Annotated in this window: 27 protein-coding genes, 1 pseudogene and 1 riboswitch; of the genes and pseudogenes, 8 read left to right on the top strand and 20 right to left on the bottom strand. The window is 66.2% G+C overall.

Features of this window, described 5'->3' with window-relative positions; translation table 11 throughout:
• Positions 1 to 82: 82 nt before the first annotated feature.
• The 5 genes from I1A62_RS33755 to I1A62_RS33775 form a co-directional block, all read right to left on the bottom strand.
• A complete protein-coding gene (locus I1A62_RS33755) occupies positions 83 to 973 on the bottom strand; it encodes a zinc-binding dehydrogenase (RefSeq protein WP_257890608.1) in 891 nt (296 codons plus the stop codon).
• A 79-nt stretch (positions 974 to 1,052) separates the two neighbouring features.
• Positions 1,053 to 2,258, bottom strand: coding sequence for a cytochrome P450 (locus I1A62_RS33760; RefSeq protein WP_124395698.1), 1,206 nt, complete (start codon positions 2,256 to 2,258; stop codon positions 1,053 to 1,055).
• Between the two features lie 37 nt (positions 2,259 to 2,295).
• The gene (locus I1A62_RS33765; protein WP_124395697.1) at positions 2,296 to 2,616 is read right to left on the bottom strand and encodes a 2Fe-2S iron-sulfur cluster-binding protein; all 321 of its coding nucleotides are present in this window, start codon (positions 2,614 to 2,616) and stop codon (positions 2,296 to 2,298) included.
• Between the two features lie 44 nt (positions 2,617 to 2,660).
• Positions 2,661 to 3,869, bottom strand: coding sequence for an NAD(P)/FAD-dependent oxidoreductase (locus tag I1A62_RS33770; RefSeq protein WP_219456649.1), 1,209 nt, complete (start codon positions 3,867 to 3,869; stop codon positions 2,661 to 2,663).
• Positions 3,870 to 4,141: 272 nt separating this feature from the next.
• Complete coding sequence (locus tag I1A62_RS33775) at positions 4,142 to 5,398, bottom strand: CdaR family transcriptional regulator (protein ID WP_219456651.1); 1,257 nt, start codon at positions 5,396 to 5,398, stop codon at positions 4,142 to 4,144.
• Positions 5,399 to 5,787: 389 nt separating this feature from the next.
• Here I1A62_RS33775 and I1A62_RS33780 point away from each other — a divergent pair, with 389 nt between their 5' ends.
• Both I1A62_RS33780 and I1A62_RS33785 read left to right on the top strand, forming a co-directional pair.
• Positions 5,788 to 6,552 carry an enoyl-CoA hydratase/isomerase family protein gene (locus I1A62_RS33780; protein ID WP_219456652.1) on the top strand — a complete coding sequence of 255 codons (765 nt, stop codon included), beginning with the start codon at positions 5,788 to 5,790 and terminating at the stop codon, positions 6,550 to 6,552.
• 480 nt (positions 6,553 to 7,032) lie between these two features.
• Complete coding sequence (locus tag I1A62_RS33785) at positions 7,033 to 7,239, top strand: RNA polymerase sigma factor (RefSeq protein ID WP_124395693.1); 207 nt, start codon at positions 7,033 to 7,035, stop codon at positions 7,237 to 7,239.
• A gap of 206 nt (positions 7,240 to 7,445) precedes the next feature.
• On the opposite strand, the pseudogene I1A62_RS47330 reads toward I1A62_RS33785, so the two are convergent.
• The 5 genes and pseudogenes from I1A62_RS47330 to I1A62_RS33805 form a co-directional block, all read right to left on the bottom strand.
• Positions 7,446 to 7,853, bottom strand: a pseudogene (locus tag I1A62_RS47330) (lipase family protein); the annotation flags it as partial.
• On the bottom strand, positions 7,853 to 8,080 hold the full coding sequence (locus I1A62_RS47335) for a lipase family protein (protein WP_374710713.1): 228 nt from the start codon (positions 8,078 to 8,080) through the stop codon (positions 7,853 to 7,855). The gene I1A62_RS47335 and the pseudogene I1A62_RS47330, both read right to left, overlap by 1 nt.
• 549 nt (positions 8,081 to 8,629) lie before the next feature.
• Complete coding sequence (locus I1A62_RS33795) at positions 8,630 to 9,265, bottom strand: TetR/AcrR family transcriptional regulator (protein WP_219456654.1); 636 nt, start codon at positions 9,263 to 9,265, stop codon at positions 8,630 to 8,632.
• Positions 9,266 to 9,308: 43 nt separating this feature from the next.
• On the bottom strand, positions 9,309 to 11,267 hold the full coding sequence (locus I1A62_RS33800; protein WP_374710714.1) for a glycoside hydrolase family 15 protein: 1,959 nt from the start codon (positions 11,265 to 11,267) through the stop codon (positions 9,309 to 9,311).
• Between the two features lie 20 nt (positions 11,268 to 11,287).
• Positions 11,288 to 12,175 (bottom strand): sigma-70 family RNA polymerase sigma factor, encoded by an 888-nt coding sequence (locus I1A62_RS33805; RefSeq protein WP_219456658.1) that lies wholly within the window; start codon positions 12,173 to 12,175, stop codon positions 11,288 to 11,290.
• 79 nt (positions 12,176 to 12,254) lie between these two features.
• On the opposite strand from I1A62_RS33805, the gene I1A62_RS33810 reads away from it, so the two are divergent.
• Positions 12,255 to 13,016, top strand: coding sequence for an SDR family oxidoreductase (locus tag I1A62_RS33810; protein WP_219456659.1), 762 nt, complete (start codon positions 12,255 to 12,257; stop codon positions 13,014 to 13,016).
• Here the strand turns inward: I1A62_RS33810 and I1A62_RS33815 are convergent.
• From I1A62_RS33815 to I1A62_RS33825, 3 genes are all read right to left on the bottom strand, one after another.
• Entirely contained in the window at positions 13,001 to 13,915 is a 915-nt protein-coding gene (locus tag I1A62_RS33815) for a SigB/SigF/SigG family RNA polymerase sigma factor (RefSeq protein WP_219456661.1), read from the bottom strand. The genes I1A62_RS33810 and I1A62_RS33815 overlap by 16 nt on opposite strands.
• 43 nt (positions 13,916 to 13,958) lie before the next feature.
• Positions 13,959 to 14,105, bottom strand: a complete 147-nt coding sequence (locus tag I1A62_RS33820) for a hypothetical protein (protein ID WP_192582107.1) — start codon at positions 14,103 to 14,105, stop codon at positions 13,959 to 13,961.
• 77 nt (positions 14,106 to 14,182) lie between these two features.
• Complete coding sequence (locus tag I1A62_RS33825; RefSeq protein ID WP_167372176.1) at positions 14,183 to 14,326, bottom strand: hypothetical protein; 144 nt, start codon at positions 14,324 to 14,326, stop codon at positions 14,183 to 14,185.
• 221 nt (positions 14,327 to 14,547) lie between these two features.
• Here I1A62_RS33825 and I1A62_RS33830 point away from each other — a divergent pair, with 221 nt between their 5' ends.
• Positions 14,548 to 14,874: a helix-turn-helix transcriptional regulator gene (locus tag I1A62_RS33830; protein WP_124395687.1), complete on the top strand. Its 327-nt coding sequence runs from the start codon at positions 14,548 to 14,550 to the stop codon at positions 14,872 to 14,874.
• Positions 14,875 to 14,885: 11 nt separating this feature from the next.
• Here I1A62_RS33830 and I1A62_RS33835 read toward each other — a convergent pair whose 3' ends face one another.
• Positions 14,886 to 15,269 (bottom strand): hypothetical protein, encoded by a 384-nt coding sequence (locus I1A62_RS33835; protein WP_124395686.1) that lies wholly within the window; start codon positions 15,267 to 15,269, stop codon positions 14,886 to 14,888.
• Positions 15,270 to 15,510: 241 nt separating this feature from the next.
• Between I1A62_RS33835 and I1A62_RS33840 the strand changes: the two genes are divergently transcribed.
• Positions 15,511 to 15,813, top strand: coding sequence for a MerR family transcriptional regulator (locus I1A62_RS33840; protein WP_124395685.1), 303 nt, complete (start codon positions 15,511 to 15,513; stop codon positions 15,811 to 15,813).
• A gap of 90 nt (positions 15,814 to 15,903) precedes the next feature.
• Entirely contained in the window at positions 15,904 to 16,134 is a 231-nt protein-coding gene (locus tag I1A62_RS33845) for a hypothetical protein (RefSeq protein WP_124395684.1), read from the top strand.
• Positions 16,135 to 16,149: 15 nt separating this feature from the next.
• On the opposite strand, the gene I1A62_RS33850 is transcribed toward I1A62_RS33845, so the two are convergent.
• Genes I1A62_RS33850 through I1A62_RS33870 form a run of 5 tightly spaced genes read right to left on the bottom strand, consistent with a single transcriptional unit; the run spans position 16,150 to position 19,816 of the window.
• A complete protein-coding gene (locus I1A62_RS33850; protein WP_219456662.1) occupies positions 16,150 to 17,313 on the bottom strand; it encodes an epoxide hydrolase family protein in 1,164 nt (387 codons plus the stop codon).
• A gap of 54 nt (positions 17,314 to 17,367) precedes the next feature.
• A complete protein-coding gene (locus I1A62_RS33855; RefSeq protein ID WP_124395682.1) occupies positions 17,368 to 17,718 on the bottom strand; it encodes a hypothetical protein in 351 nt (116 codons plus the stop codon).
• Positions 17,719 to 17,747: 29 nt separating this feature from the next.
• Complete coding sequence (locus I1A62_RS33860; protein ID WP_219456664.1) at positions 17,748 to 18,605, bottom strand: TIGR03620 family F420-dependent LLM class oxidoreductase; 858 nt, start codon at positions 18,603 to 18,605, stop codon at positions 17,748 to 17,750.
• A 41-nt stretch (positions 18,606 to 18,646) separates the two neighbouring features.
• Entirely contained in the window at positions 18,647 to 19,453 is an 807-nt protein-coding gene (locus tag I1A62_RS33865) for an ABC transporter (RefSeq protein ID WP_124395680.1), read from the bottom strand.
• Positions 19,454 to 19,501: 48 nt separating this feature from the next.
• The gene (locus tag I1A62_RS33870) at positions 19,502 to 19,816 is read right to left on the bottom strand and encodes a multidrug efflux SMR transporter (RefSeq protein WP_219456666.1); all 315 of its coding nucleotides are present in this window, start codon (positions 19,814 to 19,816) and stop codon (positions 19,502 to 19,504) included.
• Positions 19,817 to 19,826: 10 nt separating this feature from the next.
• A riboswitch (guanidine-III (ykkC-III) riboswitch) is annotated at positions 19,827 to 19,888 on the bottom strand.
• A gap of 773 nt (positions 19,889 to 20,661) precedes the next feature.
• Here I1A62_RS33870 and I1A62_RS33875 point away from each other — a divergent pair.
• A complete protein-coding gene (locus I1A62_RS33875) occupies positions 20,662 to 21,378 on the top strand; it encodes a response regulator transcription factor (RefSeq protein WP_192582108.1) in 717 nt (238 codons plus the stop codon).
• Between the two features lie 80 nt (positions 21,379 to 21,458).
• A complete protein-coding gene (locus I1A62_RS33880) occupies positions 21,459 to 22,841 on the top strand; it encodes a cell wall metabolism sensor histidine kinase WalK (protein ID WP_219461572.1) in 1,383 nt (460 codons plus the stop codon).
• Between the two features lie 3 nt (positions 22,842 to 22,844).
• On the opposite strand, the gene I1A62_RS33885 is transcribed toward I1A62_RS33880, so the two are convergent.
• Complete coding sequence (locus I1A62_RS33885; protein WP_219456667.1) at positions 22,845 to 23,270, bottom strand: HIT family protein; 426 nt, start codon at positions 23,268 to 23,270, stop codon at positions 22,845 to 22,847.
• Positions 23,271 to 23,395 lie beyond the last annotated feature (125 nt).

Genomic DNA, 23,395 nt, shown 5'->3' on the forward strand with positions numbered 1-23,395 from the left:
CTCTCGCAGGTCGGATGCTCGAGGCGTGGCCACCTGCCGGCAAACTTGTCGATGCCGATGGGTGGCCACGCCTAAGGGGCGGTCAGTAGACGGCGATCAGACGCGCGTCGGCCTGCCCGGTTTCGAGGCGATGAAGCCCCTCCGGAATCGCGTCGAACGCAATTTCTTCAGTATGAGGACGTACGGAACCGTCAGCGAAGAGTGCGAGGATTGCCGCCGCCTCCTCCTTGGTTCCGTTGGACGCTCCCACGATCCGAACTTCCTTCATCGTGATGTTCGGGATGGAGACCGAGGCCGTTTCTGCGCCCAGGCCCACCTCTACGATTCGGCCACCATGGCGAATCGCATCGATCGCGGAACCCAAAGTGCCCTCGGTGCCGGCGAAATCGATGATCAGGTCCAGTTCCTCCGACTCGAAGTCCCGGATGTCTTTCGACACGGCCTTGACTCCGAGTTCGGTGGCGAGCGGCCATCTCGATTCGTTCAGCTCGGACACGTAGACCGTCGCACCGGCCGCCAAAGCGATCTGAACACCGAAGAAGCCGAGGCCACCGAAACCGATGATCCCCACCTTCATTCCGGACTCGACCTGCCCTGCGGAGTGCACTGCGCGGTAGGCCGTTCGGCCCGAGCAGGTCGCGGGCGCGGCGTCACGGAACGAAAGGCCGTCGGGCAGCTTGACCGGCAGGTCGGCAGGCACCCTTACCTTCTGAGCGTAACCGCCGTCCATGGCGGTACCAGGCCCGTCCGTCGTGGCGGGTATGCCGATTCGGTCGCCGATGACGAACTCGGTGACGTCGGAACCGACTGCGGTGACCGTGCCGACGATTTCGTGCCCGAGGACGATCGGAACGTGTCCGAGCAGGGACGTGATTGTTCCGTCCATGAAGCCGATATCGGAGTGGCAGAGGCCGACCGCGCCGGTTTCGACGACGATGTCGTCAGGCCCGGGCTGCGGATCGGCAAGTTCCACCGATGCGAGCGGTTCATTTACTGTCGTGAATTGCCAAGCCCTCATGAGTGTTTCGCCTTTCTTGATTTGGACCCGAGTGTTACCACTGCAGAGGCAGGCCGACGACGGCGCCCACGATGCCAGACTGATGCTTGACCTTCTCGTCAGGAGCGATCTCGAATTCGGGGATGCGTGCCAGCCATTCCTTCAGAGTAGTTCTGATCTCGTAGCGGGCAAGGTACGAGCCGGCGCAGTGGTGCACTCCGTGTCCGAAAGTGAAGTGCTCGGGATCCTTGCGGTTCAGATCCACATCCATCGGACATTTCGCAACCTGCGGGTCGAGTCCGAACAGCATGGTCGGAACCGCGATCATGTCGCCATCGAGGAGGGTGACGCCGTCCATCTCGGTGTCTCCGTTGACGATTCGTGCGTCCGCGACCAAGCCGTAGCGGCGCAGCAGTTCCTCGGCGGCATTGTCGATCAGATCGGGGTTGTTTACGAGCTTCTGACGATCCGAGGGGTTCTCGGCCAAGTGTTGCATCATGAAGCTCAGGAAGTTCACGACGGTGTCCAAGCCGGCCAACAGGAGTAGGCCGCAGATGCGCAGGCACTCGTCCTGTGTGAGCGGGTTACCGTTCACGGTGCTCTGCACGACCGCGCTGATCGCGTCCGGACCCGGGTTGGCACGACGTTCGTCGATGATCGGCCCCAGGTAGTCGAAGAACAGATTCGTCGCTTCGGTCATGGTCATCGTGCCGTCGGGCCTGGTCATCTGGTCGGCGATGTACTTCAGATGCGCCGAGTCCGAGCTGGGCAGGTCGACGAGACGCAGGAACACCTCCACGGGGAAGATCTCCGCGAACGCCTTCGTGAAGTCGCACTTGCCCTCTGCAACGAGCCCATCGATGAGATCTGCGGCGATCTTTTCGATATCACCTTCGATTCGTCGGATGGATCCAGGTCCGACAGCGGTGTTCAGTACCTTTCGATACGGGCGGTGTTCCGGCGGATCCAGCGAGGTGGGGATGAAGCTGTACTGCTCTCCAGCCTCCTTCGGCAGGAAGGGGCACTTGCTGGAGAACGATTCGTGATTCTCGAAGACCTCCTTCAACAAGTGACCGCGCGTTGCGATCCAGTGACCGCCGTTGCGTGGCGTCCAGACCAGTCCGTTCCCGTTTCGTTGAAGTCCAGCCCAGGCCTCTTGGAGACCGTTGCCGATTTCCGCAGGGGCGAACATGTCGAAGTCGACGACACGGTCGGCGGACACGTTGGCGGGCAGATTGTCGATGTCGATACTCGTAGTCATGAGGTGCCTTTTCGATTGGCGTGAATGGAGCGGAAATTCACCACTGCTCGGGTGCGACGCGAACGACGAGTGAAGCCAAGTCGTCGCTCATGACCACCTGGCAGCCGAGACGACTGTTTGGCAGAACCTCGGATGCAGCGTCGCCAAGCATTTCCTCTTCGTTGTCACTCTTGGGTGGCAACTTGTCGAGGTGGGACTCGACGTAGACGTGGCAGGTAGCACACGATGCGCTACCTCCGCAGTCGCCGACGATCGACTCGATGCCGTGCGAAACAGCAGCTTTCATGATCGAGGTGCCGACGGGCACCTCGACCTGTTCGAGTTCCCCTTCGGGGCAGACGTACGTGACGATGGGCATGAGGAGTCCTTTCGAAGGTGCTGCAAGAAGTGCGCCTGCTCGCGTCAGGCGTGGACGATCTCGGATATGCGCTTTTTGCCCGACTGAAAGGCGGCAGCGTGATTGATGGCGTCTACCGCGATGAGCCGGCCGTCTCGTAAGTACTCGACAGCGAACGAGTCGCTTTCGGGGTCGTCGATAATCCGCGTGTCGTCGTACCCGGTGGAAAGACCGACGATCTTGAGACTGTGTCCGTACTGGTTGGACCAGAACCACGGCACCTGCCAGGCCTTCGGCTGGCCTCCCGTCAACGTCGCGGCGGCTCTCCGTGCATGCTCGACGGCGTTTGCAACCGACTCGATCCTCACGCGGCGGCCGTAGATCTCGCTGTGGAAATCGGCGCAGTCACCGAGCGCGAGAATCTTCGGATCGGACGTGACCATGTCATCGTCGACGACTATGCCGTTGCCGATCTCCAGGCCTGCGTCCTGGGCCAATTGAACATGCGGTTCCAGGCCGACGCCCACCACCATGTTGTCGATTGCGTACTCGGCGCCATCGGACGTCGACACGCGATCGACTTTGCCGTCGGATGTGAGAGACAGATCGTCGATTGTTGTAGCAGTGTAGATTTCGACGCCGCGTCGTGCATGCTCGCGTTGGAAGAATCGAGATACCTCCGGCGCAGTGACCCGGGCGAGCACCCGCGGTGCCGCTTCGAGTACGACCACGCGCTGACCCGCTTTGATCGCCGCCGCAGCGACTTCCAAACCGATGTAACCGGCACCAACGATCAACAGGTTCTTGCCGGTCTGAAACGACGTACGCAGGCGTGCGCACTCGTCCATGGTGCGCAGAACGTGAACGTTGCTCGGCTGACGGTCGAACCGGGCAAGGATCGGTAGTATGCGTGCACGTCCACCGACCGCAAGAATCAAGCGATCGTAGGAAAGGGTTCGAGCCGCGTTCAGGTGAAGAACCTGATTCTTTCGATCGATTCGTTCTACAGCCGCACCCAGTCGAAGATCGATGTTCTTCTTCGCGTACAGCGGCGCGCCCTTCAACGGGTCCGGTCCGGCGAACGTCGACTCTGCTGTCAATAGGTCCTTGGACAGCGGAGGACGGTGGTACGGAGGGTATGGCTCGTCACTCAGGATGACGATCTCGCCCTCCCAGCCGGCGCTTCGGGCCGCGAAGGCTGCCTCGGCACCGGCAGTGCCACCGCCGACGACGACGAGTCGGCCTGCCGATGGGGACAGTTCTGCGGAATTCACAAGTCACACTCCATCTCGGTGCTGATTGCAGGAATGGTGAACGTTCTGAGGACTCGACCACTTCGAGCCGCATGTACGGCGGTGATCTGGTGCAACCCTTCGCCCGGTCGGCGGCTGTTCCGGCGGGCTGATACCAGCGTAAGCGGTAGTGATCTGGATTACATCGGGCGCACGACACACAGTTTCGGCCCGTCTTTGGTGTGTGCGCCCAGTCACGTCAAAGTTAGGCTTGGCTGATCTACATCTTCGTTGAACAGTGGCGTGGAGAAAGCTCAGGCGTCGCCGAGCACGGCCGTCCCGAGCCAGAAAGCGATCTGTAGGGCGTTCTCCAGGTCCAGTCGCTGCTCACGGACCGGCCGCCCGAGTTGATCCTCGATCTTGCGGATTCTGTAGACGACCGAGTTCTTATGCATATGAAGGGCTTCTGCCGCCGCGGCATAGCTACCGCCGGTCCTGAAGAACACGCGCAATGTGTCTCGCAGTTGAGCTGTCGCGCTGTTGTCGGCAGCCAATGGGCCGAGGATGTCCGAAACCCACGCTCTGATGGCGGACATGTCGGAGCACAGCAGGGTCACGGCGCCTAGTTCGCTTGCGCGTATTACTCCGAAATTCGACGACTCCGAGGCCTGTACAACGAGTCTGGCCGAGTTGGCCTCGTCGTGTGTACGCGCGAATCCGTCGATACCGTTGCGGGCGTTGCCGACCGAAACGATCACCGGCCCGGTCCAGCTGCCCTGTAGTGCGGTGAGCTTGCCCTCGTCGAGAGCGTTGTCGTCGCCGAGGGGTATCCAGGCGCGTGCCATGTGCGCGTCGCGCGCCTCGAAGAGCGGGCGTCCTGCGAGTCCGAGGCCGTCCCTGAACATCATTGCGGCAGCTTCGAAATGAGCGAGTTCGTCCTCGGTGTTCCCCGTGGTCTCCGTCCACAGGATGACGCCGAGGTGGTACTGGTCGAAGCGGTATCCCAGGATCTCTTCTGTGGGTGCGACGTCGACGGTGCGTCCGGCGAGTACATCGCTGATGCGTGCCGATCGAGATGCTGTTCGGCGAAGACGCCAGGCGTCGCGTTCCGACTCGTAGGTGGACAGCAATTGTTGGGCGATCAAGTTTACGTGTGCCGACACGAAGGTGCTGATTTCCAGTGCTGCGCGAGCTGTGACGGCGGCATTCTGGCTTCGGACAGCCAGTTCCTGAAGGCACCATCGAACGACGCTTTCCTGGTAGAGGCGGTATGCGTGTTCGAGAGCCGTGATCGGTATGTCTCTCTGTGCGATGAGCCGAGCGATCTCGATCGCTGGTTCCGACGGTCCGACCTGTTCGATGTCGACATCGCGCCGCAGGATGGCCATCGTGATGGAAAAGTTGTGTGTTGCACCGGCATTCAACTGATCGAGAATCGGCTGGTCGGCGGCGAAGTATTCGATTTCGCTGACCAGGCGCTCGACGATCTCCCCGGCTCTCTCGGAGAGTTGAGCGTATGCGGCAGAGGTGATGTGCGAGATGACCTCTGCAACCTGATGATCGAGGTCCATCGGCCTGCCGGCGTTGTCGTTGTCAGTGATCAGTGGATGCCCACTCGCTTGCGTCATGCGGGCGGGCGAGACGTGTCTCGACCACTACCTCGCCTGCACGTCGAACTGGCCACCTTTGGTGGTGCCGAGGCGGGTACATGTGTGCGGGGCGGGTCGGCAACGACATGTTCGAGCAAGTCGGCAAATCCTCCTTCGAACGTGACGGACGACACATCGCCACTGTATGCGCGGACCGTGCAAACGTCAACATTGGAGTTGAAAAGTTGCCGTAGCGGGCTCGAGTGCCGGCAACAATCAACGTTACAGTTGACATTCGTCGGGTGAGCGGGTCACCATTCTCGAAGCCGGGGATGCCCCTCGGCGCGCCCTCGAAGGAGCTTCGAACGACCATGGCGACAAGTCTTCAAAGCGTCGAGTACGTCGTCGACGCTGGGATTGCTCAAATTCAGCTTGCGCGCCCCGCTGCCTCCAACGCCATCGACCGTGGATTGGCCGGGTCGTTCCACACTGCCGTATCGATGGCGGCAGACGATCCTGACGTCCGGGTGATCGTGCTGTCCGGACAGGGTAAGAACTTCTGCGCAGGCGGCGATGTGACGGGGATGGCGACGGCTGCCGACACGGCGACATTCGTCGAGGATCTCGCCAATGCAGTGCATCGGACGCTCGTCCGTCTTGATTCTCTGCCGATTCCGGTCGTAGCCGCGGTGAACGGTTCGGCGGCCGGTGCGGGCCTCGGACTGGTTCTTGCGTCTGATTTCGTCGTTGCAGGGGCGTCCAGCAAGTTCGTCTCTGCGTATTCGGCCGTGGGGCTCACTCCGGATTGCGGTGTCTCCGCGTTGCTGCCCAAGGTAGTGGGGCTTCGCAGGGCGAGTCGAATGCTGTTGCAAGCAAAGACATTGAGAAGTGACGAGGCGCTCGAGTGGGGACTGATCACGGACGTCGTCGATGACGACGAAGTATTGGTGAGGGCCCTCGAGATTGCGAAGGAACTTGCAAGCAAGGCGTATCCGGCAATCGGTCAAACTCGTCGCCTTGTTCGAAGTTCCGGTGCCCGTTCGTATGAATCGCACCTGCGCGACGAAGCGTCGACGATTTCGTCAGCAAGTAACTCGGACTTTGCTGTCGCTGCGATCGCCCGCTTCGCGCGGTAGTCATCGAGGATCGGCAGCTCCGGTTGCCGGGAACATCGATGCAGGCCGGCTCGGGAAGCCAGGATGTCGGTTTCCGAGCCGGTCTGCCGAGCCTTGACTGACGACGACTGTTTCGTGAGTGCCCTCGACAGGAATGTGTGGAACATCTTCTTGTGCGAACAGGCGTGGCGATTCCACCAAGGTGTGGGGTCGTCCACCGCTTCGTTACTTCTGCTAGGCGTATCCGAGTGCGACGTTCTTCGCTTGTTCCTTGTAGACGTGCTGGCGATCACGGGTCGGAGAGGTCCCTCAGCGCGCCGGCACGTCATCCACTGGCTTCGCCGAGGAGAACCTCCAGGTGCGCCAGCTCCCGATCCGGGGTCTGATTGCGCCTACCCGGACGGTGGCCCTCAGTCGTTTCCCGCACACTCACCCCTGGGTGGGCAGTTCGTCACCCTGGGGTCCCTGTTTCCGAACCCGCCGGTCCTTGACGATGGGTTCATGCAAGTGAATTCGTGCAGGTCGACTGTATTAGCCGCGGTCGCCGCGCTGCCCACCCTCGAACGGGAGACGCTCGCACTCGTGTTCTACCGCGGAATGTCCTGCGATGAGGTGGCGGCAACGATGAAGACCACCGTCGACGTCGTCCGGGACCGGCTCCACGAGGGCTCGCGGACCCTGCTTGCCGGTGTCGGCGGCGAACTCTGAACCGTCACGTGCCGATCGGCTGACCGAGCAGGCTCGCGATCGTGCTGCCGACGATCGACGACCACACCGGCCACGTCGCATGGTCGAGGGCCATCGATCCCACGTCGTGGGTGGCCGTACACGGTGGCGTCCGGGACCCCGCGGAACCGGTCGGCTGGCCCGACCGGCACCAGCCCCTCCGGGTTCGCCTGATACATCAACATGGGAACGTCCGGCACCCGATGGCCCATCCTCGTCCGGTCGAGTACCGATGCGACCACCGGATCGCGCAGCGGGTCGCCGCTCGGGCTGTCGAACAGGCCCCGCACCTTCGCGAACGGCAGCAGTGCGGACTGATATCTGACGCGCATGTTGCCCTTGGCGGCGAGGGGTTGCTTGCCGAGGGGGTTCAGATGCGTATCGAGATACTTCGCGAGTTCGGGGTAATCCCGGCTCACCCCGAACACCCAGCCCAGCACGATCCCCGCGCAGGTTGTTGTCCGCGAGATCGACCAGGGCGCCGAGATCGGCCGGGATGCCGCCCTCGGCCGCGCCGACGATGTTCAGGTCAGCGCGTAATTCTCGTGGAGTTCGGCGGCATGCCCCGTCGCGATCGCGCCGCCCGAGTACCCCATCAGTCCGACCGGGGTCTGCCTGCCGGACAGACCGAGGGGTCGAAGTTCTCCGCCGCCCGGATTCCGTCCAGGGTGATGCGGCCCGCGAGGGGCCCGGCCGCGTAGGCGGCGTTCGGGCCCTGGTGGTCCGGCAGTACGACGGCCCATCCCTGGGCGAGCGCGGCCTGGCCTCGAGGAACTGCAGCGGCGCGACGACCTGGCCGGTCAACGGCGCGGGTACGGACCACTGCTGCAAGGCGTACGAGGCGGCGCAGTACTGGCCGAGCGAGTCTTCCGCCGGCTGGAGCGACGGCAGATTGCGGACGCCGTCGATCGTGCCCCGCGGCTTGATCACCGTCGCGACCGCCGGGATCGCCTCGTCGCGCGAATTGTTGGAGCGGTAGGACAGTTGCCACGCGTCGACGTTCACCGGAAGCACGGACAGGTTCGCCAGGTGTACTTCGCGGGCGGCGATGATCTCGCCGGGCGCGGCGGCCGCGACCACGTCGGATGGCGGTTCGTAGAACCCGCGGTCGGCCTCGGGTCAGGCGGGGACGGTCGGGGCCGGTCGCACGTCCACCGGTGTTCCGCCGTCGGCGGGCGCCCCGACCGACGGTGTGGCGACGGCGAGCTGTGCGCCCACCAGCATCGCCCCAACAGCAGCATTCGGTGCCGCAGCGCTCTCGATCTGATCATGTGGTCCTCCCTGGTCCGAAGTGAGACGTCAATGTCTCACTTTGAGTGCAGACCATAGATCAGGTGTGACGGGTATCGCAATACTCGCGAGTAAGTTCCGGTCAGGCCTGATCGGTGACCAGCGCGATGAGCATGGTGTTCAGGACGTCCACCAGTACCGACGCGGACGGCCGGGGGGAGGCGGTGCTCCAATGGTGGGCGAGGTCGTTGACCGCCCCGATGAAGGCGATCGACACCATCTCGAACCGCTCGGGTGGGTCGACGATGCCACCGTCGATCGTGCGGGTGACCGCCTCGAAGAGTTGCGCCCACTGCCTGCGGCGCTCGAGGCGGTACTGCTCGACGCGGGGGCCCGCCCCCACCACCTCCACGAAGATGATCCTCGCGCGGCGCTCGTCGGTGCCGACTGATTCGATGTAGGCCGTCATCACGGTGCCGGCGACGGTCCGCGGATCGCGGGAGGGCGCCGCCTCGTTCGCGGCGACCACGGCGTCCCGCGCGTCGTCCTGGATCGTGTCGTAGACGGCCAGCAGGATGTCCTCGCGGCTGCCGAACTCCTCGTAGAACTGGCGCCGCGACAGTCCGGCGTGGGCGCAGATGTCGCTGATCGAACTGTGGGCGTACGTCTTCTCCGCGAAGACCGACAGGGCCGAATCGAGGAACCGTGCCCGGCGGGCCACGCGACGTTCGGCGACCGGTTGGCCGCTGTACGTCCGACTCGATTCGGCTCTGGACACGGTCTCAGCCTACGGTGGCGGGCACGTCGGGCCCGGCGTCGGCTCACATCAGTTCCCGCATCCGCTCGTGCAGGATGATGCGCCCCGCGGCCTCGATCAGCGCGAGGTGCGAGAACGCCTGCGGAAAATTGCCGAGGTGGCGGCCGGTGCTCGTGTCGAACTCTTCGGCGTACAGGCCCAGGGGAGACGACACGCTGACCAGTCGCTCCATCAAATCGGTTGCCTCCTGCACCTGATCGACCACGGTCAGGGCCGACACCAGCCAGAACGAGCAGATCAGGAAACTGCCTTCCTTGCCAGACAGCCCGTCGTCGGTTTCGCCGGTGCGGTAGCGCAGGACGAATCCGTCCTCCGTGAGATCGTTCGCGATGGCGTCGACGGTGGCACGGAGCCGGACGTCCCCGCGGGGAAGGAATCCGAAGACCGCGGCGAGCAGCGTCGACGCGTCCAGCGCCTCGGTGTCGTAGTGCTGTCGCAGCACCCCCTTCTTCACCCCGTGCGCGAGGATGTCGGCGCGGATCTCCTCGGCCGTGGCGCGCCAGGTGTCCTCGGCCGCGCGATCGCCGCGGATGCCGGCGATCTTCGATGCCCGGTCGAGTGCCACCCAGCACATCAGCTTCGACGACACGTAGTGCTGCGGTGCGCCGCGCGCCTCCCAGATCCCCTGATCGGGGTCGCGCCACACCGCCGAGGCGCACGCTGCCTGCTGCTGCACGAGCGGCCACAACCGGCGGGGTAGGCGCTTGCCGCGCACCGTGTGCAGCAGGATCGAGTCGAGGACGGCGCCGAACACGTCGTTCTGCCGCTGGTCGAACGCGCCGTTGCCGATCCGCACCGGACGTGCGCCCGCATAGCCGGACAGGTCGTCGCGGGTCGACTCGGTGAGGTCGCGAGTGCCGTCGATTCCGTACATGATCTGCAGTGCGCCATCACCGTTCGACTCGAGGTCGGCGACGAACTGCATGAACTCGTCGGCCTCCCAGTCCAGGTTCAGGTAGTGCAGGGCCTGCAGCGTGAACGTGGAGTCCCGCATCCACGTGTACCGGTAGTCCCAATTGCGTTCGCCACCTGGCGTTTCCGGCAGGGACGTCGTGAGGGCCGCGACGGTGGCGCCGGTCGGCATGTACGTGAGTCCCTTGATGGTCAGGGCGGACCGCTGGATCGCCTCACGCCACCGGTGGTCGGGGAAGCGGGCGTGGCTGAACCAGCGCCGCCAGAACACCGCGGTCGCATCGAGTTGCGCGACAGCCTCTTCCGTCGTCTCCGGCGCGGCGAGTTCCGCCGCCCAGGTCAGCGCGCAGTACAGGGTTTCGCCCTTCTCGAGCATGTGGCGCGCGCGAACCCGGCCGCCCTCGATGCCGAGCGCCATGTCCGTCTGCAGGCGCAACGTGAGCCCCGCACCGCTCGCGTCGGCGGTGTGCCGATCGCCGTCCACGAGAACCCACTCCGCCGGTGCGCGTCCGTAGTCGAATACGGGCTCGCACACCAACTCCACCTCCACGTTGCCGTCGAGGCACGTGACCGTGCGGACCAGCATGTGATCGGCGTCGTCGTCCGCGGGCGGCCTCGTGTGCGGGGTGACGGTGTCCTCACCGCGGGTCGGGCCCATCGTCAGCGCACTGCGCACGTTCACCCACCCGGTCGGGGTGTTCCACACCGCCGAGATGATGTTGGTGCCCGGCTCGTACTGGCGGGACGCCGGAACGTTGAGCCCGAACGGGCCGATCCGGAACATCCCGGCCTCACGGTCGAGGAGAGAGCCGAACACGCTGGGCGAATCGAACCGGGGCACGCACAGCCAGTCGACGGAACCGTCCGGCGCGATCAGCGCCCCGGTGTGGCAGTTGGAGAGGAAGGCGTAGTCGGCGATCGGCGGGAACGGCGACGGCGCGGCCGCGCTCCGGGGTGGGGCATCGTCGTCCGAGGCGGTAGTCACGTTCGAGCCCCTCTCCGCGGGGTGTCGGCTCCCTCCATGCTGCGGGGTCTCGGCGCCAATGGTCATCACCCGGTTCGGGTGACCGGTCAGTCCCCGAGGACGGCGAGATCGAGTCGGCGGATGCGATCCGGCTCCGCGATGACGTCGATCTCGGTGATTTTCCCGTCCACGATCGTGAACGCCAACACCAGGTACAGCCCCCCGCGGGGAGCCATCACGAGCCCGGCCGACCCGTTAACCAGGGCCACCTGGGTGACCCGGGCCCGTTCCGCGGATGCGAGCGCACCCTTGGCCACGACGCGGGCGCCCCGGATCACGAGAGGTCCCGGGGTGGGACCGACAGCCGGATCGGCCCGGAGCACCACATCCGGATCGAGCAGGGCGACCAGCGCGTCGAAATCGCCGCCGCGGGTGGCGGCCAGATAGGCGTCGACGACAGCTCGTCTGCGGTCCCGGTCCGCGGGGTCCGGTGCCGGCGCGGCGCCTTTCACCCGGCGGCGGGCGCGGCTGGCGAGTTGCCGCACCGCCTGGGAGGAGCGGCCCACGATGGGGGCGACATCGTCGAACGGCACGTCGAACATGTCGTGCAGCACGAACGCGAGCCGCTCGGCCGGGGTCAGCGTGTCCAACACGACCAGCAGCGCCAGCCCGACCGAATCGGCCAGCATCGCTTCGTGTTCGGGGTCGCCGCCGTCTTCGCGGCCGACGGCCGGATCGTGTGCCTGCACGTCGAGAGGTTCCTCGCGCCGCTGCTCGCGCGAGCGCAGTACGTTCAGGCACACCCGCGACACCACCGTGATCAGCCACGCCTCGAGGTTCTCCACCTCGCCGGTGTCCGCGCGGATCGTGCGCAGCCACGCCTCCTGGACAGCGTCGTCGGCCTCGCTCACCGAGCCCAGCATCCGGTACGCGACGGCCCGCAGCCGCGGCCGGTGTTCCTCGAAACGCTCGGTCAGCTGATCGCGGTCGTCCACCGTGTCACATTCCTTCCTCGCGGCGTGTCTCACAGGTAGACCCACCGACAATCAGCTGTCCGAAGAATCTGGAGAGATCATGACATCACGCATTCTCATCACCGGCGGTACCGGCACGCTCGGACGTCAGGTCGTCCCACTGCTGCGGGCGGCGGGGCGGGACGTGCGGGTCCTCAGCAGGCACGGCGGTGAGCCCGGCGACGGCGTCGACCATCTGGCCGGTGACCTGTTCGAGGGCAAGGGAATTGACCCCGCACTGGACGGCGTCGAGACCGTTCTGCATCTGGCGGGTGGCCCCAAGGGGGACGAGGTGGCGACCCGGAATCTGGTGGAGGCCGCCGCGCGCGCCGGAGTGCGGCACCTCGTCTACATCTCGGTGATCGGGGCCGACCGGGTTCCGCTCGGCTGGTTCACGTCCAAGCTGGCCGCGGAGCGAGCGGTGGCCGACTCGGGCCTGCCGTGGACGACGTTGCGCGCAGCCCAGTTTCACGAACTGGTGCTGAGCATGCTGCAGAAGATGGCGAAACTGCCGGTGATCCCGGTCCCGGGCGGACTGCGCTTCCAGCCGGTCGACTCGGGCGAGGTGGCGGCGCGCCTGGTGGAACTGACGCTCGGCGCCCCGGCCGGCCTGGTTCCCGACCTACCCGGGCCGACCGTGTACGGAATGCGCGATCTGGCCCGCAGTTACCTGCAGGCGAGCGGCAGGCACCGGCTGACGATGCCGGTCCGGATGCCCGGAAAGGCGGGCCGCGTATACCGGGACGGCGCCAACCTGTCGCACGAGGCGGCGACGGGCAAGCGGACGTGGGAGGACTTCCTGGCCGCCTACCCGACCATCTGACCGCCGGCGCCGGCGAGTTTACCGCGCAGGTCCGCCAGGGTCTTGGTCAACAGCCGGGACACCTGCATCTGCGAGACGCCCACCCGCGCGGCGATCTGCGACTGAGTCATGTTGCCGAAGAACCGCAGGACGAGGACGGTGCGTTCGAGGTCGGGAAGCGATCCCAGCAGCGGCTCGAGGACGACATGGTCCTCGACGTGTGCGAGCGACGGGTCGAGGTCGCCGATCGTCTCCGACAGCGGGCGCTCGTCCTCCCCGAGTGGGAAATCGACGGACAGGGTGCTGTAGGCGTCGGCGACCCGCAGACCCCGGACCACCTCCTCCTTGTCGATCCCGAGGGCCTCGGCCAGTTCGCTCGCCGTCGGGGCGCGTCCGAGTGTGGTGGTCAGTTCGGTCGTCGCGGTGGTGAGGGAGAGGTGCAGTTCCTGCATGCTGCGCGGGACGTGCATCGCCCAGCCGGTGTCGCGGAAGTGCCTGCGCACTTCGCCGGTGATCGTCGGGACGGCGTAGGACACGAAGCTCGCCCCGCAATTCGAGTCGAACCGGTCGACGGCCTTGACCAGACCGAGGCGGGCGACCTGGATCAGGTCGTCGATGGGTTCTCCGCGACCGAGAAACCGCCGCGCGATGTGTTCGGCGAGCGGCAGGCACCGCTCGATCAGCCGCTGCCGCAGCAGTTCGCGGCGGGGGTCGGAGGCGGCGAGACGGCCGATGGCCTCGCACTGCGCGGGCACGTCGCGGTACTGGTCACGCTCGCGGCGCGCGGTCTCGGGTCGCGCCTGCCGTCGTTCTCCCCGTGGGGCGGCGGCCACGGGCTTCGGGCGATGCGCCGGCTTCGACCGCGTGGAGATGCGTCGGATGTCGAGCGATGGTTCGACGAGCTGGGTGGACACATTCATGGCTCTGCCCTTCTCTGACCTGCCGGCATCGGCAATGGCGTCGCTATTCGACGAGTGCGGGGGACGTGTCTGCGGCCTCGTCGGCGAACATCGCCTCGATCCGGGCCTTGATTTCCTCGGTGCTCATCGTTGCTCCGCCTCGCGTGGCAGTGCTGGTGGCGGAACCGTGGAATGCGGAGCTGGCGGGCATGAGGGTTGTGTCCTGTCGTGTGCGAAGTGTCGGTGTCGGTGTCGGTGTCGAACGGGTGCGGGTGCCGGGCCGTCCGGTCAGGTCGGCAGGGACGAGAGGAGCGTGAGCGCGCTGAGAGCCAGCGTGGCGATCAGGCCGCCGGCGATCGCTCCGCCGCTGCCTGCGCCGAGAACGAGGACCTCCCCGTCGTGGGGTGTGCTCTGCGGGTCGTGGGTGGTCATCGGTTCTCCTTCGTGCGACCTCGTCGTGAGAACTAATCTGCGTTGAAGAATATAGATTTGTTCTACAGCGGTCGGACGGGAAGTTCAAGCCGAATCGGCAAGATTGCTGGTCCAGCCACGCGGCACCGGGGGCATTCCGGAGCGAACCTGCGCGCCCCGCGGCACATTGTGTTCACTGGGGCTTGCTAGGATTGATGCGCCCTGAGAAGAAGGGAGACCCGGTGACGTCCTCTCATGTGCCGCTTCGTTCACAGCGGGGTGTGTACGGGATCTCGGTAACGTCGGAGCTGACGGGTATCGGACCGCAGACGCTGCGCCTCTACGAGCGGCGCGGGTTGATCACGCCGACTCGCACGGGCGGTGGCACCCGCCGGTACAGCGAGGACGATGTCGCGCGGCTCCAGAAGATCACCGAACTCGTTGCCGCCGGCGTCAATCTCATCGGCATCGGCCAGATCCTTCGGCTCGAGGCCGAGAATGCGGTGCTCGCGGCGCGAAACGCCGAACTGGAGCAACTCGTGCGATCCGAGGTCCCGGACCGCGCCTGAGCGGTGTCGGATCAGCTCGCGGGCTGGTCGTTGGTGGGGTTGAACTCGTCGAACGAGGCGTCGGCCGCCTGCCATTTACCCTCGGCCCGGATGTCGGCGAAGGCGTGGTCGAATGCGTCGACCAGCCACGCGTGCCCGGCGGTGGCCAGTAGTTCGTCGGACGTGCCGTCGGCGGCGCCCTGGTACAGGCTGACCCGCCACTCGGACGCGTCGTCGATGGCGTCGGTCAGTCCGTCGGCGGCGTTGGACGCGAGAAGGTAGCGGTTGAACTCGAAGTCGACCCGGATCGCATAGCCCGCACCGGTGTTGACCACGTTGGCCGGTCGCTGCGTGGCCGCGGCGAGCGCCGTGAGGGCGTCACGGTAGCGATCTGCGTGTTCCTGAGTACGGGGCACCGTCTTCTCGTCTCTCGCACAGAGGCCGTGGCGCTCACGGCCACGACACCTCGGCGAATCCGTCCGGGGTCGGCGGTAGTTCGCGTTCGGTTCGGGTCCGAGATTACGTCACCCGATTCTCGTTCTGGCTGCTGCAGCCCAGGTATGAGGGGTTCGAGACGCAAAATCTATATCATCAAGTACAGATTCATTTCATTTCCGTGTTAACATCAGGTGTTCCTTAAGCAGAAGGGAGCCTGTTGTGACCATCGACGTCCTGCCCCGCTCACGTCGCGGGGTCTACGGAATTGCGGTGACGTCGGAGTTGACGGGCATCGGCCCGCAGACTCTCCGCCTGTACGAGCGCCGCGGGTTGCTCACCCCGGCCCGGACCAGCGGCGGCACCCGCAGATACAGCGACGACGACCTGATCAGGTTGGCACGCATCGCTCAGCTCATGGACGACGGTGTGAACGTCGCCGGAATTCAGCGCATCCTTGCGCTCGAATCCGAGAACGCCGAATTGGCGTCACGGCTGGACGGGCCGGGTGATTCGCCCGGATAGCGATCCGCCACGGCGCCGGGGAGGTGAACGCAGTACCCGCCGGAGCTCCGGCTCTGGTCCGCATTCGACTCCAGACGGGACACGAGAACCATGACCCTCACGGCCCACAATGCATTCCGAACACACACTGCCCGGCACGCGAAGGACCGGCAGGCAGAGCCCGACCGCCGGTTCTCGTTCGGAACCGCGCTCGTCGCTGCCCTCGTCGCGGCGGCGCCGGCGATGACCGTCACCGGTTCGGTCGTCCTCGCGGCCGCCACCGCCGGATCCGTTCTCATCGGCGTGCTGCTCGCCGCCTTCCTCATCTCGAGCCTGATCTGACCGCTCCGGATCGGCTCAGCGGAGTTCGGCGAAGAACTCCCGGATGTCCGCGGTCAGAGACTCGGGCTCCTCGAGTGCGGCGAAGTGGCCGCCGCGATCCTCGACGTCGGTCCACCGCGTGATCGCATGCTCCCGCTCCGCGTAGCGGCGGATGCCGACGTCGTGGGCGAAGACGATGACGGCGGTCGGGACGCCGGACACGGAATTGTCGGTGGCCCAAGAAGATTCCTGCATGTAGCCGACGTACGCGGCCGAGGAGGCGGTGTCGGTGAGCCAGTACAGCATGACGTTGGTGAGCAGGCGATCGATGCCGATGACGTCGTGGGGAAGCGTCTCCCGCGGATACGTCCACTCGCGGAACTTGTCGACGATCCAGGCGAGCTGACCGACCGGTGAATCGGCGAGCGCGGCGCCGAGCGTCGCCGGTCGCGTGGACTGGATGGAGATGTAGCCGAACTCGTCGGTCATGAACCGCGACACCCGGTCCAGGCGGTCCTGCTCCAGCGGTGTCAGGCTCGCCCGCTCAGCCTCGTCCAACTCGTGGAACGGAACGCCGACGTTGCCGTTGAGGTGCACCCCGACCACCGCGTTCCGGGCGATGCGGGCGACCTCGGGCGAGACACCGGCGCCGATGTCGCCGCCCTGCACCCCGTAACGGTCGTATCCGAGCCGGCCCATCAACTCCGCCCACGCCCCGGCGATGCGGGTCATGTTCCAGCCCGATTCGCGGACCGGTCCGGAGAATCCGAATCCGGGCAGCGACGGCACGACCACGTGGAACGCGTCCTCGGGGTTGCCGCCGTGCACCGCGGGGTCGGTGAGCGGCCCGATCACGTCGAGGAATTCGACGAACGAACCCGGCCAGCCGTGGGTGAGGACGAGGGGCAGGGCGTCCGGTTCAGGCGAGCGGACGTGCAGGAAGTGGATGTTCTGCCCGTCGATCTCGGTCACGAACTGCGGGATGGTGTCGAGTGATTTCTCCTGCGCCCGCCAGTCGAACTCGTCGCGCCAGTACGCGACGAGTTCGACCAGGTAGGACGTGGGCACTCCCGTCGTCCAGTCGTCACCCGGGAGTGGGGTGCCGAACCGGGTCCGCGCGAGTCGATCGGCGAGATCGTCGAGTTGCGACTGCGCGATGTCGATGCGAAACGGTCGGATGGACTTCGTCGTGTCGGTCATGCAGACCACGCTACGAAGGATTGAGGACAGTTCCGGTCCTCGATCGAGAACGGGTCAGCAGGCCCCGGTCTTGGCGGCGTCGTAGGCCTGGATCATCTGGTCCTTGCGGTCCTGTGGAGCGTCCTTCCACTCCGCCGTCTCGGCCGACTGCGTGAAGAGGTCGTCGAGGGCCTTCGTGCGGTCGAACGTCTCGCCGCTCTGCTGCGCGCGGGCCTCGGCGCCGTTCGCGTACTGGAGGAGGCCCTTGCACAGGTCCGCGACCGCAGGCAGGTCCGCGGAGGACGCCTCGGTGGCCTCGGTCGTTGCGCTCGCCGGGGACTCGGCCTCGGTGGTGGTCGATTCGGAACTGCACGCCCCGAGCAGCAGGGCGGCCGGGATCAACAGCGCAACGATGGTTCGTGTCATGCGAAATACATACCAGAGGCAGGTGTCGGTCAGTGTCGGCCGGTCGCTCCGAGGCCGTACCGTGCGCGCAGTGGCAGCAGCCCCGCGAGCTGTCCGGCCACCTCGCCCGGCCGGTCGCCCAGTTCACTGACGACGACGTGATCCGCGCCGGCCGCGAGATGGCTGTGGACCCGCGCGACGATCGCGTCCGCATCGCCCCATGCCACCAGGTCGTCGACCAGCCGGTTGCTCAGCCCCGAGATGTCGTCGGCAGTGAACCCCATCCGCGCGAAATTGGCGGCGTACCCGCCCACCCCGGAGAGGAACCGGAGAGGAACGCCGGCGGTGTCGCGGGAACGGGCCGCGTCGGTGTCCAGCACCGTCATCAACGAGACGATGAGCGTGGCGTCCGGGCCGAGGATGCGCCGGGCCTCGGCGGTGTATTCGGGTGTGACGAGGAGCAGGACGGCCCCCGCGGCCCGCTCCCGCGCGAGTTCCAGCTTGCGCGGGCCCAGCGCGGCCAGGATCCGCCGCTCCGTCGGCACCGGCGGGTCGGCACGGTCGAGCCTGTCGAGGTACGCGTTCAGTGCGCGGAGCGGCCGGGGGATCTGCGGGCCGCCCAGTCCGACGACGAACCGGCCCGGCGCCGTGACCTGCAGATCGGCATGGAGGCGCGCGACCGCGTCCGCGTCGTACACGTCGACGGGGATGATGCCGGTCGCGACCGGGATCGACTCGGTCGCCCGAACGACGGCCGAGATCCGATCCAGGCTGTCGATCTGGCCGCCCGCCAACCAGATCGCCGAATAGCCGAGGGATTCCAGCCGGGCCGCCTCGCCGAGATGTGTCTCGTCCGGTGCGATGTTCAGGGAGATGCCGATGGGTCCGAAGCCTTCGATGCGGGTCATGACCCGACCGTAAAACCTCGAGTTCGCTTCAGGTCAAGGCGTCAGGCCGGGCCGAGGGTGTAGTCGACGCCCGGACGGTCGCCCTTGCCCTTGTTGAGCCAGCGCCCCGGCAACTTGCCCGCCAGTTCGCCGAGCGGCCCGACGGCGGCGCTGAGAACGCCCACCGTTTCCTGCAGCAGGTCGACGCTCGCGCTCATCCGCTCCAGGTTGGGCGCCAGCGCCGTCAACGTCTCGGACAGCGCCACGATCTGATCGAGCGGGCCGCCCTCGGCGATGAGGCGTTCGAACGCGCCGCCCTCCGACAGCAGGGTGTCGAGGATGCCGTTCTCGGCGAGCGCCCGGTCCACCAGTCCGCCCGGCGCCGTGAGCCGTTCGACCGCGCCGTCCTGCGCGGTCAGCCGTTCGAGCGGTCCCTGCTCGGCGGTGAGGCGGTCGAGCAGGCCGTCCTTGGCGAGCAGCCGTTCCAGGGTGCCGTCCTCCGCGAGGACCCGGTCGAGCGGTCCGTCCTTGGCGAGGACCCGTTCGAGCGGGCCACCCGGTTCCAGCAGTCGTTCGAGGGTGCCGCCCTCCGACGTGAGACGGTCGACGGGGCCGCCCGGGGCGAGGAGACGGTCGAGCGGACCGCCCGGCTGAAGTGCCTGCCCGAGCGGCCGGTCGTTGGCCGCCAGCGAGGACAGTTGGCTGATCACCTGCAACGGGCTGCCCTGGGTGCTCATGCCTGTGACGACTCCGGTCCCGGCGACCGCGGTCCGGACCGTCACGAGGGTGGCCTCGGCGATACCGAGGCTGAGGTCGGCCGCCGCAAGACCGGCACGCACCGGGAGGGTCATCAACGACACCAGGTTCATGGAGTTACTGTAACCCGCGACACACAATCATCGAGCGTCTCGATCCGGTCAGTGCAGAGCCTTCAGCCCGACCACGCATCCGACGATGCCCAGGATCAGCAGAATCTTCATCGGTGTGGTGCTCTCGGCGCCGGTCAGCATCGCGAACCCGACCGTCAGCGCTGCGCCGATGCCGACCCACACCGCGTACGACGTTCCGGTGGGGAGACTGCGCATCGCGTAGGCCAGACCCGCCATGCTGAAGACCAGGGCGACGCCGAAGATGATGCTGGGTCCGAGTTTGCTGAATCCCTCCGACCGGCCGAGGGCGGTGGCCCAGACGGCCTCCAGGACTCCCGACAGCACAAGAACCATCCACGCCATGACAAACCTCCGGGCACCGTCTTGTCGCTGGCCGGGTACGGTGCGCTCGTCCGGATGTCGTGTCGACGAATTCCACGGTACCCAACGATGCGCTCCGCGCCCGTGAGTGGTGAGCGACTCCACAGACTCGCTCCGCGCGCACGACGCGGGAATGCGCCGAATATCTCGCAGAGCGAGGCCTGCTGACTTATTGTCGAGCGCGACAGTGAATTCTGTGCGTATACCACGGAAGATAACGAGGAACATCATGATGCTCGGACTGCTCGCCGCAATCAACAGCGCTTTCACCCTCGGACTCGCCAACACGATCGGCACGTTCGGCGGAGTGGTGCTCAACATGAACGTCGTCGCCTGAACTTCCTGCCTGTCAATACAACTCCGGTCACGCAACCCCGCCGTCCGCTCGACGGCGGGGTTGTCTCGTGTTCGGCGACCGTGAGCGCCGGGGCTCCGGAGCGCAACTGTCCCATCCTCGCTCATGCGCCCGGAATTTCACCCTTTTTCGCTCGAGAAGAATGGGTGATTTTATTCAGGGAAATTGCGTGCGCGTGTCGCCACGAATTTGTCGAACGTGACTTAGTGTCATCCGCAACGCGCACGGACAGCGCGCACACACCCCTCAACCGGGGCGACGATGGAGGTCATGATGCTGGGACTGCTCGGGGCGCTCAACAGTGGTGTCACACTCGGATTGGCCAACACGATCCTGACGTTCGGCGGGGTAGTGTTCAACCTCAATATCGTGGTCAACTGACGACCGGAATCCGTCCGACCCGGGCCGGCTGCACCGGCTCACAGGAACCTCCCAGGAAACCTACAGCGACAATCCAGTCTCACGCGTGATGATGGGTTGCGTGAATGATAAGCCTGTCGAAGCCCGCGTCCTCGTCGTCGACGACGAACCGAACATCCTCGAGTTGCTCTCCGTGAGTCTCCGATTCCAGGGATTCGAGGTGGCGACGGCGTCGACCGGGGCCGAGGGACTCGACACGGCGCGGACCTTCCGCCCGGACGCCGTCATTCTCGACGTCATGATGCCGGGAATGGACGGGTTCGGCCTGCTCAAGCGGTTGCGCGCCGACGGTGTGGACGCACCGGTGCTATTCCTCACCGCGAAGGATGCGGTGGAGGACAAGATCAGCGGCCTCACCCTCGGCGCGGACGACTACGTCACCAAGCCGTTCAGCCTCGAAGAAGTTGTGACCCGGCTTCGCGTCATCCTCCGGAGGGCAGGCAAGGTGTCGGTGGAGGAGCAGTCTGCCCGCATCAAGTTCGCCGACATCGAACTCGACGACGACACGCGGGAGGTCTGGAAGTCCGGCGACCTGGTGTCGCTGTCCCCGACGGAGTTCACGCTGCTGCGGTACTTCATGGTCAACGCGGGCACGGTGCTGAGCAAGCCGCGCATCCTCGACCACGTCTGGAACTACGACTTCGGCGGTGAGGTCGGGGTGGTCGAGTCGTATGTGTCCTACTTGCGCCGGAAGGTCGACACCGGCGAGACCCCGCTGATCCACACCCTCCGCGGCGTCGGCTACGTGATGCGAGAACCGCGGCGATGACCGCGCCCGCGGCTCCCCGGGAGTCGGCCGAGGTGGTCGCGACTGTCCCGAACAGGCCTGCGCGACGGTGGATCCGGGCGATGCCACTGCGCATCACGCTCGTCGGCGCCGTGCTCCTGCTCGCTGCGCTCGGGCTTCTCGCGTCCGGTGTCGCGGTGACGTCGGCGCTCGAGAATTCGTTGACCAACCGCGTCGATCACCAACTCCACGAGGCCGCTCAGGGGTGGGCGAAGCCCGGCAAGTCGCGCCCGTTGCCGCCGCCCGACGAACCGAATCCCGGACGTCCGCCGAGCCCGTTCTACGTCCGCACGACATTGGCCAACGGCACCGTGCTGCGTGAGATCAACGACGAATCCGTCTCGCCCGCACTGCCGGAAGACCTGCCGTCGGTGCCCGTCACGGTCGGCTCGACCGACGACTCGGACGTGCGGTGGCGGGTGCTGACCACGACCGCGCCGGACGGAACCGAGACCACCGTCGCGATGACGCTCACCGAGAACGACGAAACGGTGAACCGCCTGGTCGTGCTGCAACTCATCATCGGAGTGGTGGTGCTGATCGCCCTGGGAGTGGTCGCGTATTTCGTGGTCCGGCGCAGTCTGCGTCCCCTCGTCGAAGTGGAGGAGACCGCCGCGGCGATCGCGTCGGGAGACCTGCACCGACGCGTCCCGGAACGGGACGACCGTACCGAGATCGGGCGACTGTCCGTGGCGCTCAACGGAATGCTCGCGCAGATCCAGCACGCGTTCGCCGCCACCGAGGCGTCGGAGGAGTCGGCGCGGCGGTCCGAGGAGAAGATGCGGCGATTCGTCGCCGACGCGAGTCACGAACTGCGCACCCCGCTCACCACGATCCGCGGCTTCGCCGAACTGTATCGGCAGGGCGCGATGACCGACACCGAAACCCTGATGAGCCGCATCGAAGGGGAAGCGTCGCGGATGGGTCTCCTGGTGGAAGACCTGCTGATGCTCGCCCGGCTCGATGCCCAGCGACCCCTCGAGACCCGGCCCGTCGACCTGCTGTCGGTGGCGTCCGACGCCGTGCACGGGGCGCGCGCCGTCGCCCCCGAACGGTCCATCGCTCTCGACGTCCGCCCCGGACCCGGGACACCGGAGGTGATCGGCGACGAGGCCCGGCTGCGGCAGGTCCTCGGCAACCTGCTCGCCAATGCCGTCAAACACACCCCCGCCACCGCGGACGTCACGGTCCGGCTCGGCACCACCGAGTACACCGTCGTGCTCGAGGTGGCCGACACCGGACCCGGACTGACCGAAAAAGACGCGGCCCGGGTGTTCGAGAGGTTCTACCGCACCGACGCGTCCCGCACCCGGGAGAGCGGGGGCAGCGGTCTCGGCCTGTCGATCGTCGCGGCCCTCGTCGCCGCCCACCGCGGGTCGGTGACCGTCGACAGCCGGCCCGGCGAAGGTGCCACGTTCCGGGTGGAACTGCCGCGGTCGAGCTGACCGTCAGTCGGGGACGTTGTCCCCGTGACCGAGTTCGCGCAGCGCTGCCTTGATCTTCGCCTGCGCCTCGTCGAGCGATTCCTGGGACGGGTTCCGCTCGGCGTTGCTGATGTTGAAATCGCCGAGGTCGTAGGCGGGGAAGACGTGCAGGTGCAGGTGGGGCACCTCGAAGCCCGCGATCAGCAGTCCCGCCCGCGGTGCGTCGAACGCCGGGCAGACGGCCTGCCCGATCGTGCGGGCCACGTCCATGACCTTGTTCCAGATCTCACCGTCGACGTCCTGCCACTGGTCCACCTCCTCGCGGGGCACGACGAGGGTGTGGCCCTGGGTGACGGGCGCGATGGTGAGGAACGCGACGACGTCCTCGTCCTCCCACACGAACCGTCCGGGCAGATCTCCGTTGATGATGGCGCTGAATACAGATCCCATGGCCGCCATTATGCGGCTTCGCCGCCCGTGAGTACTTATTAACCTCGGGCGGTTAATAAGTACTCACGGGCGCGAAGCGCACAGGAAACTCCCAGCCTCCGTCCAGAGTGATCGCAGCGTCCGGG

The sequence above is a fragment of the Rhodococcus sp. USK10 genome (assembly GCF_019378875.1).
GTDB lineage: Bacteria > Actinomycetota > Actinomycetes > Mycobacteriales > Mycobacteriaceae > Rhodococcus_F > Rhodococcus_F pseudokoreensis.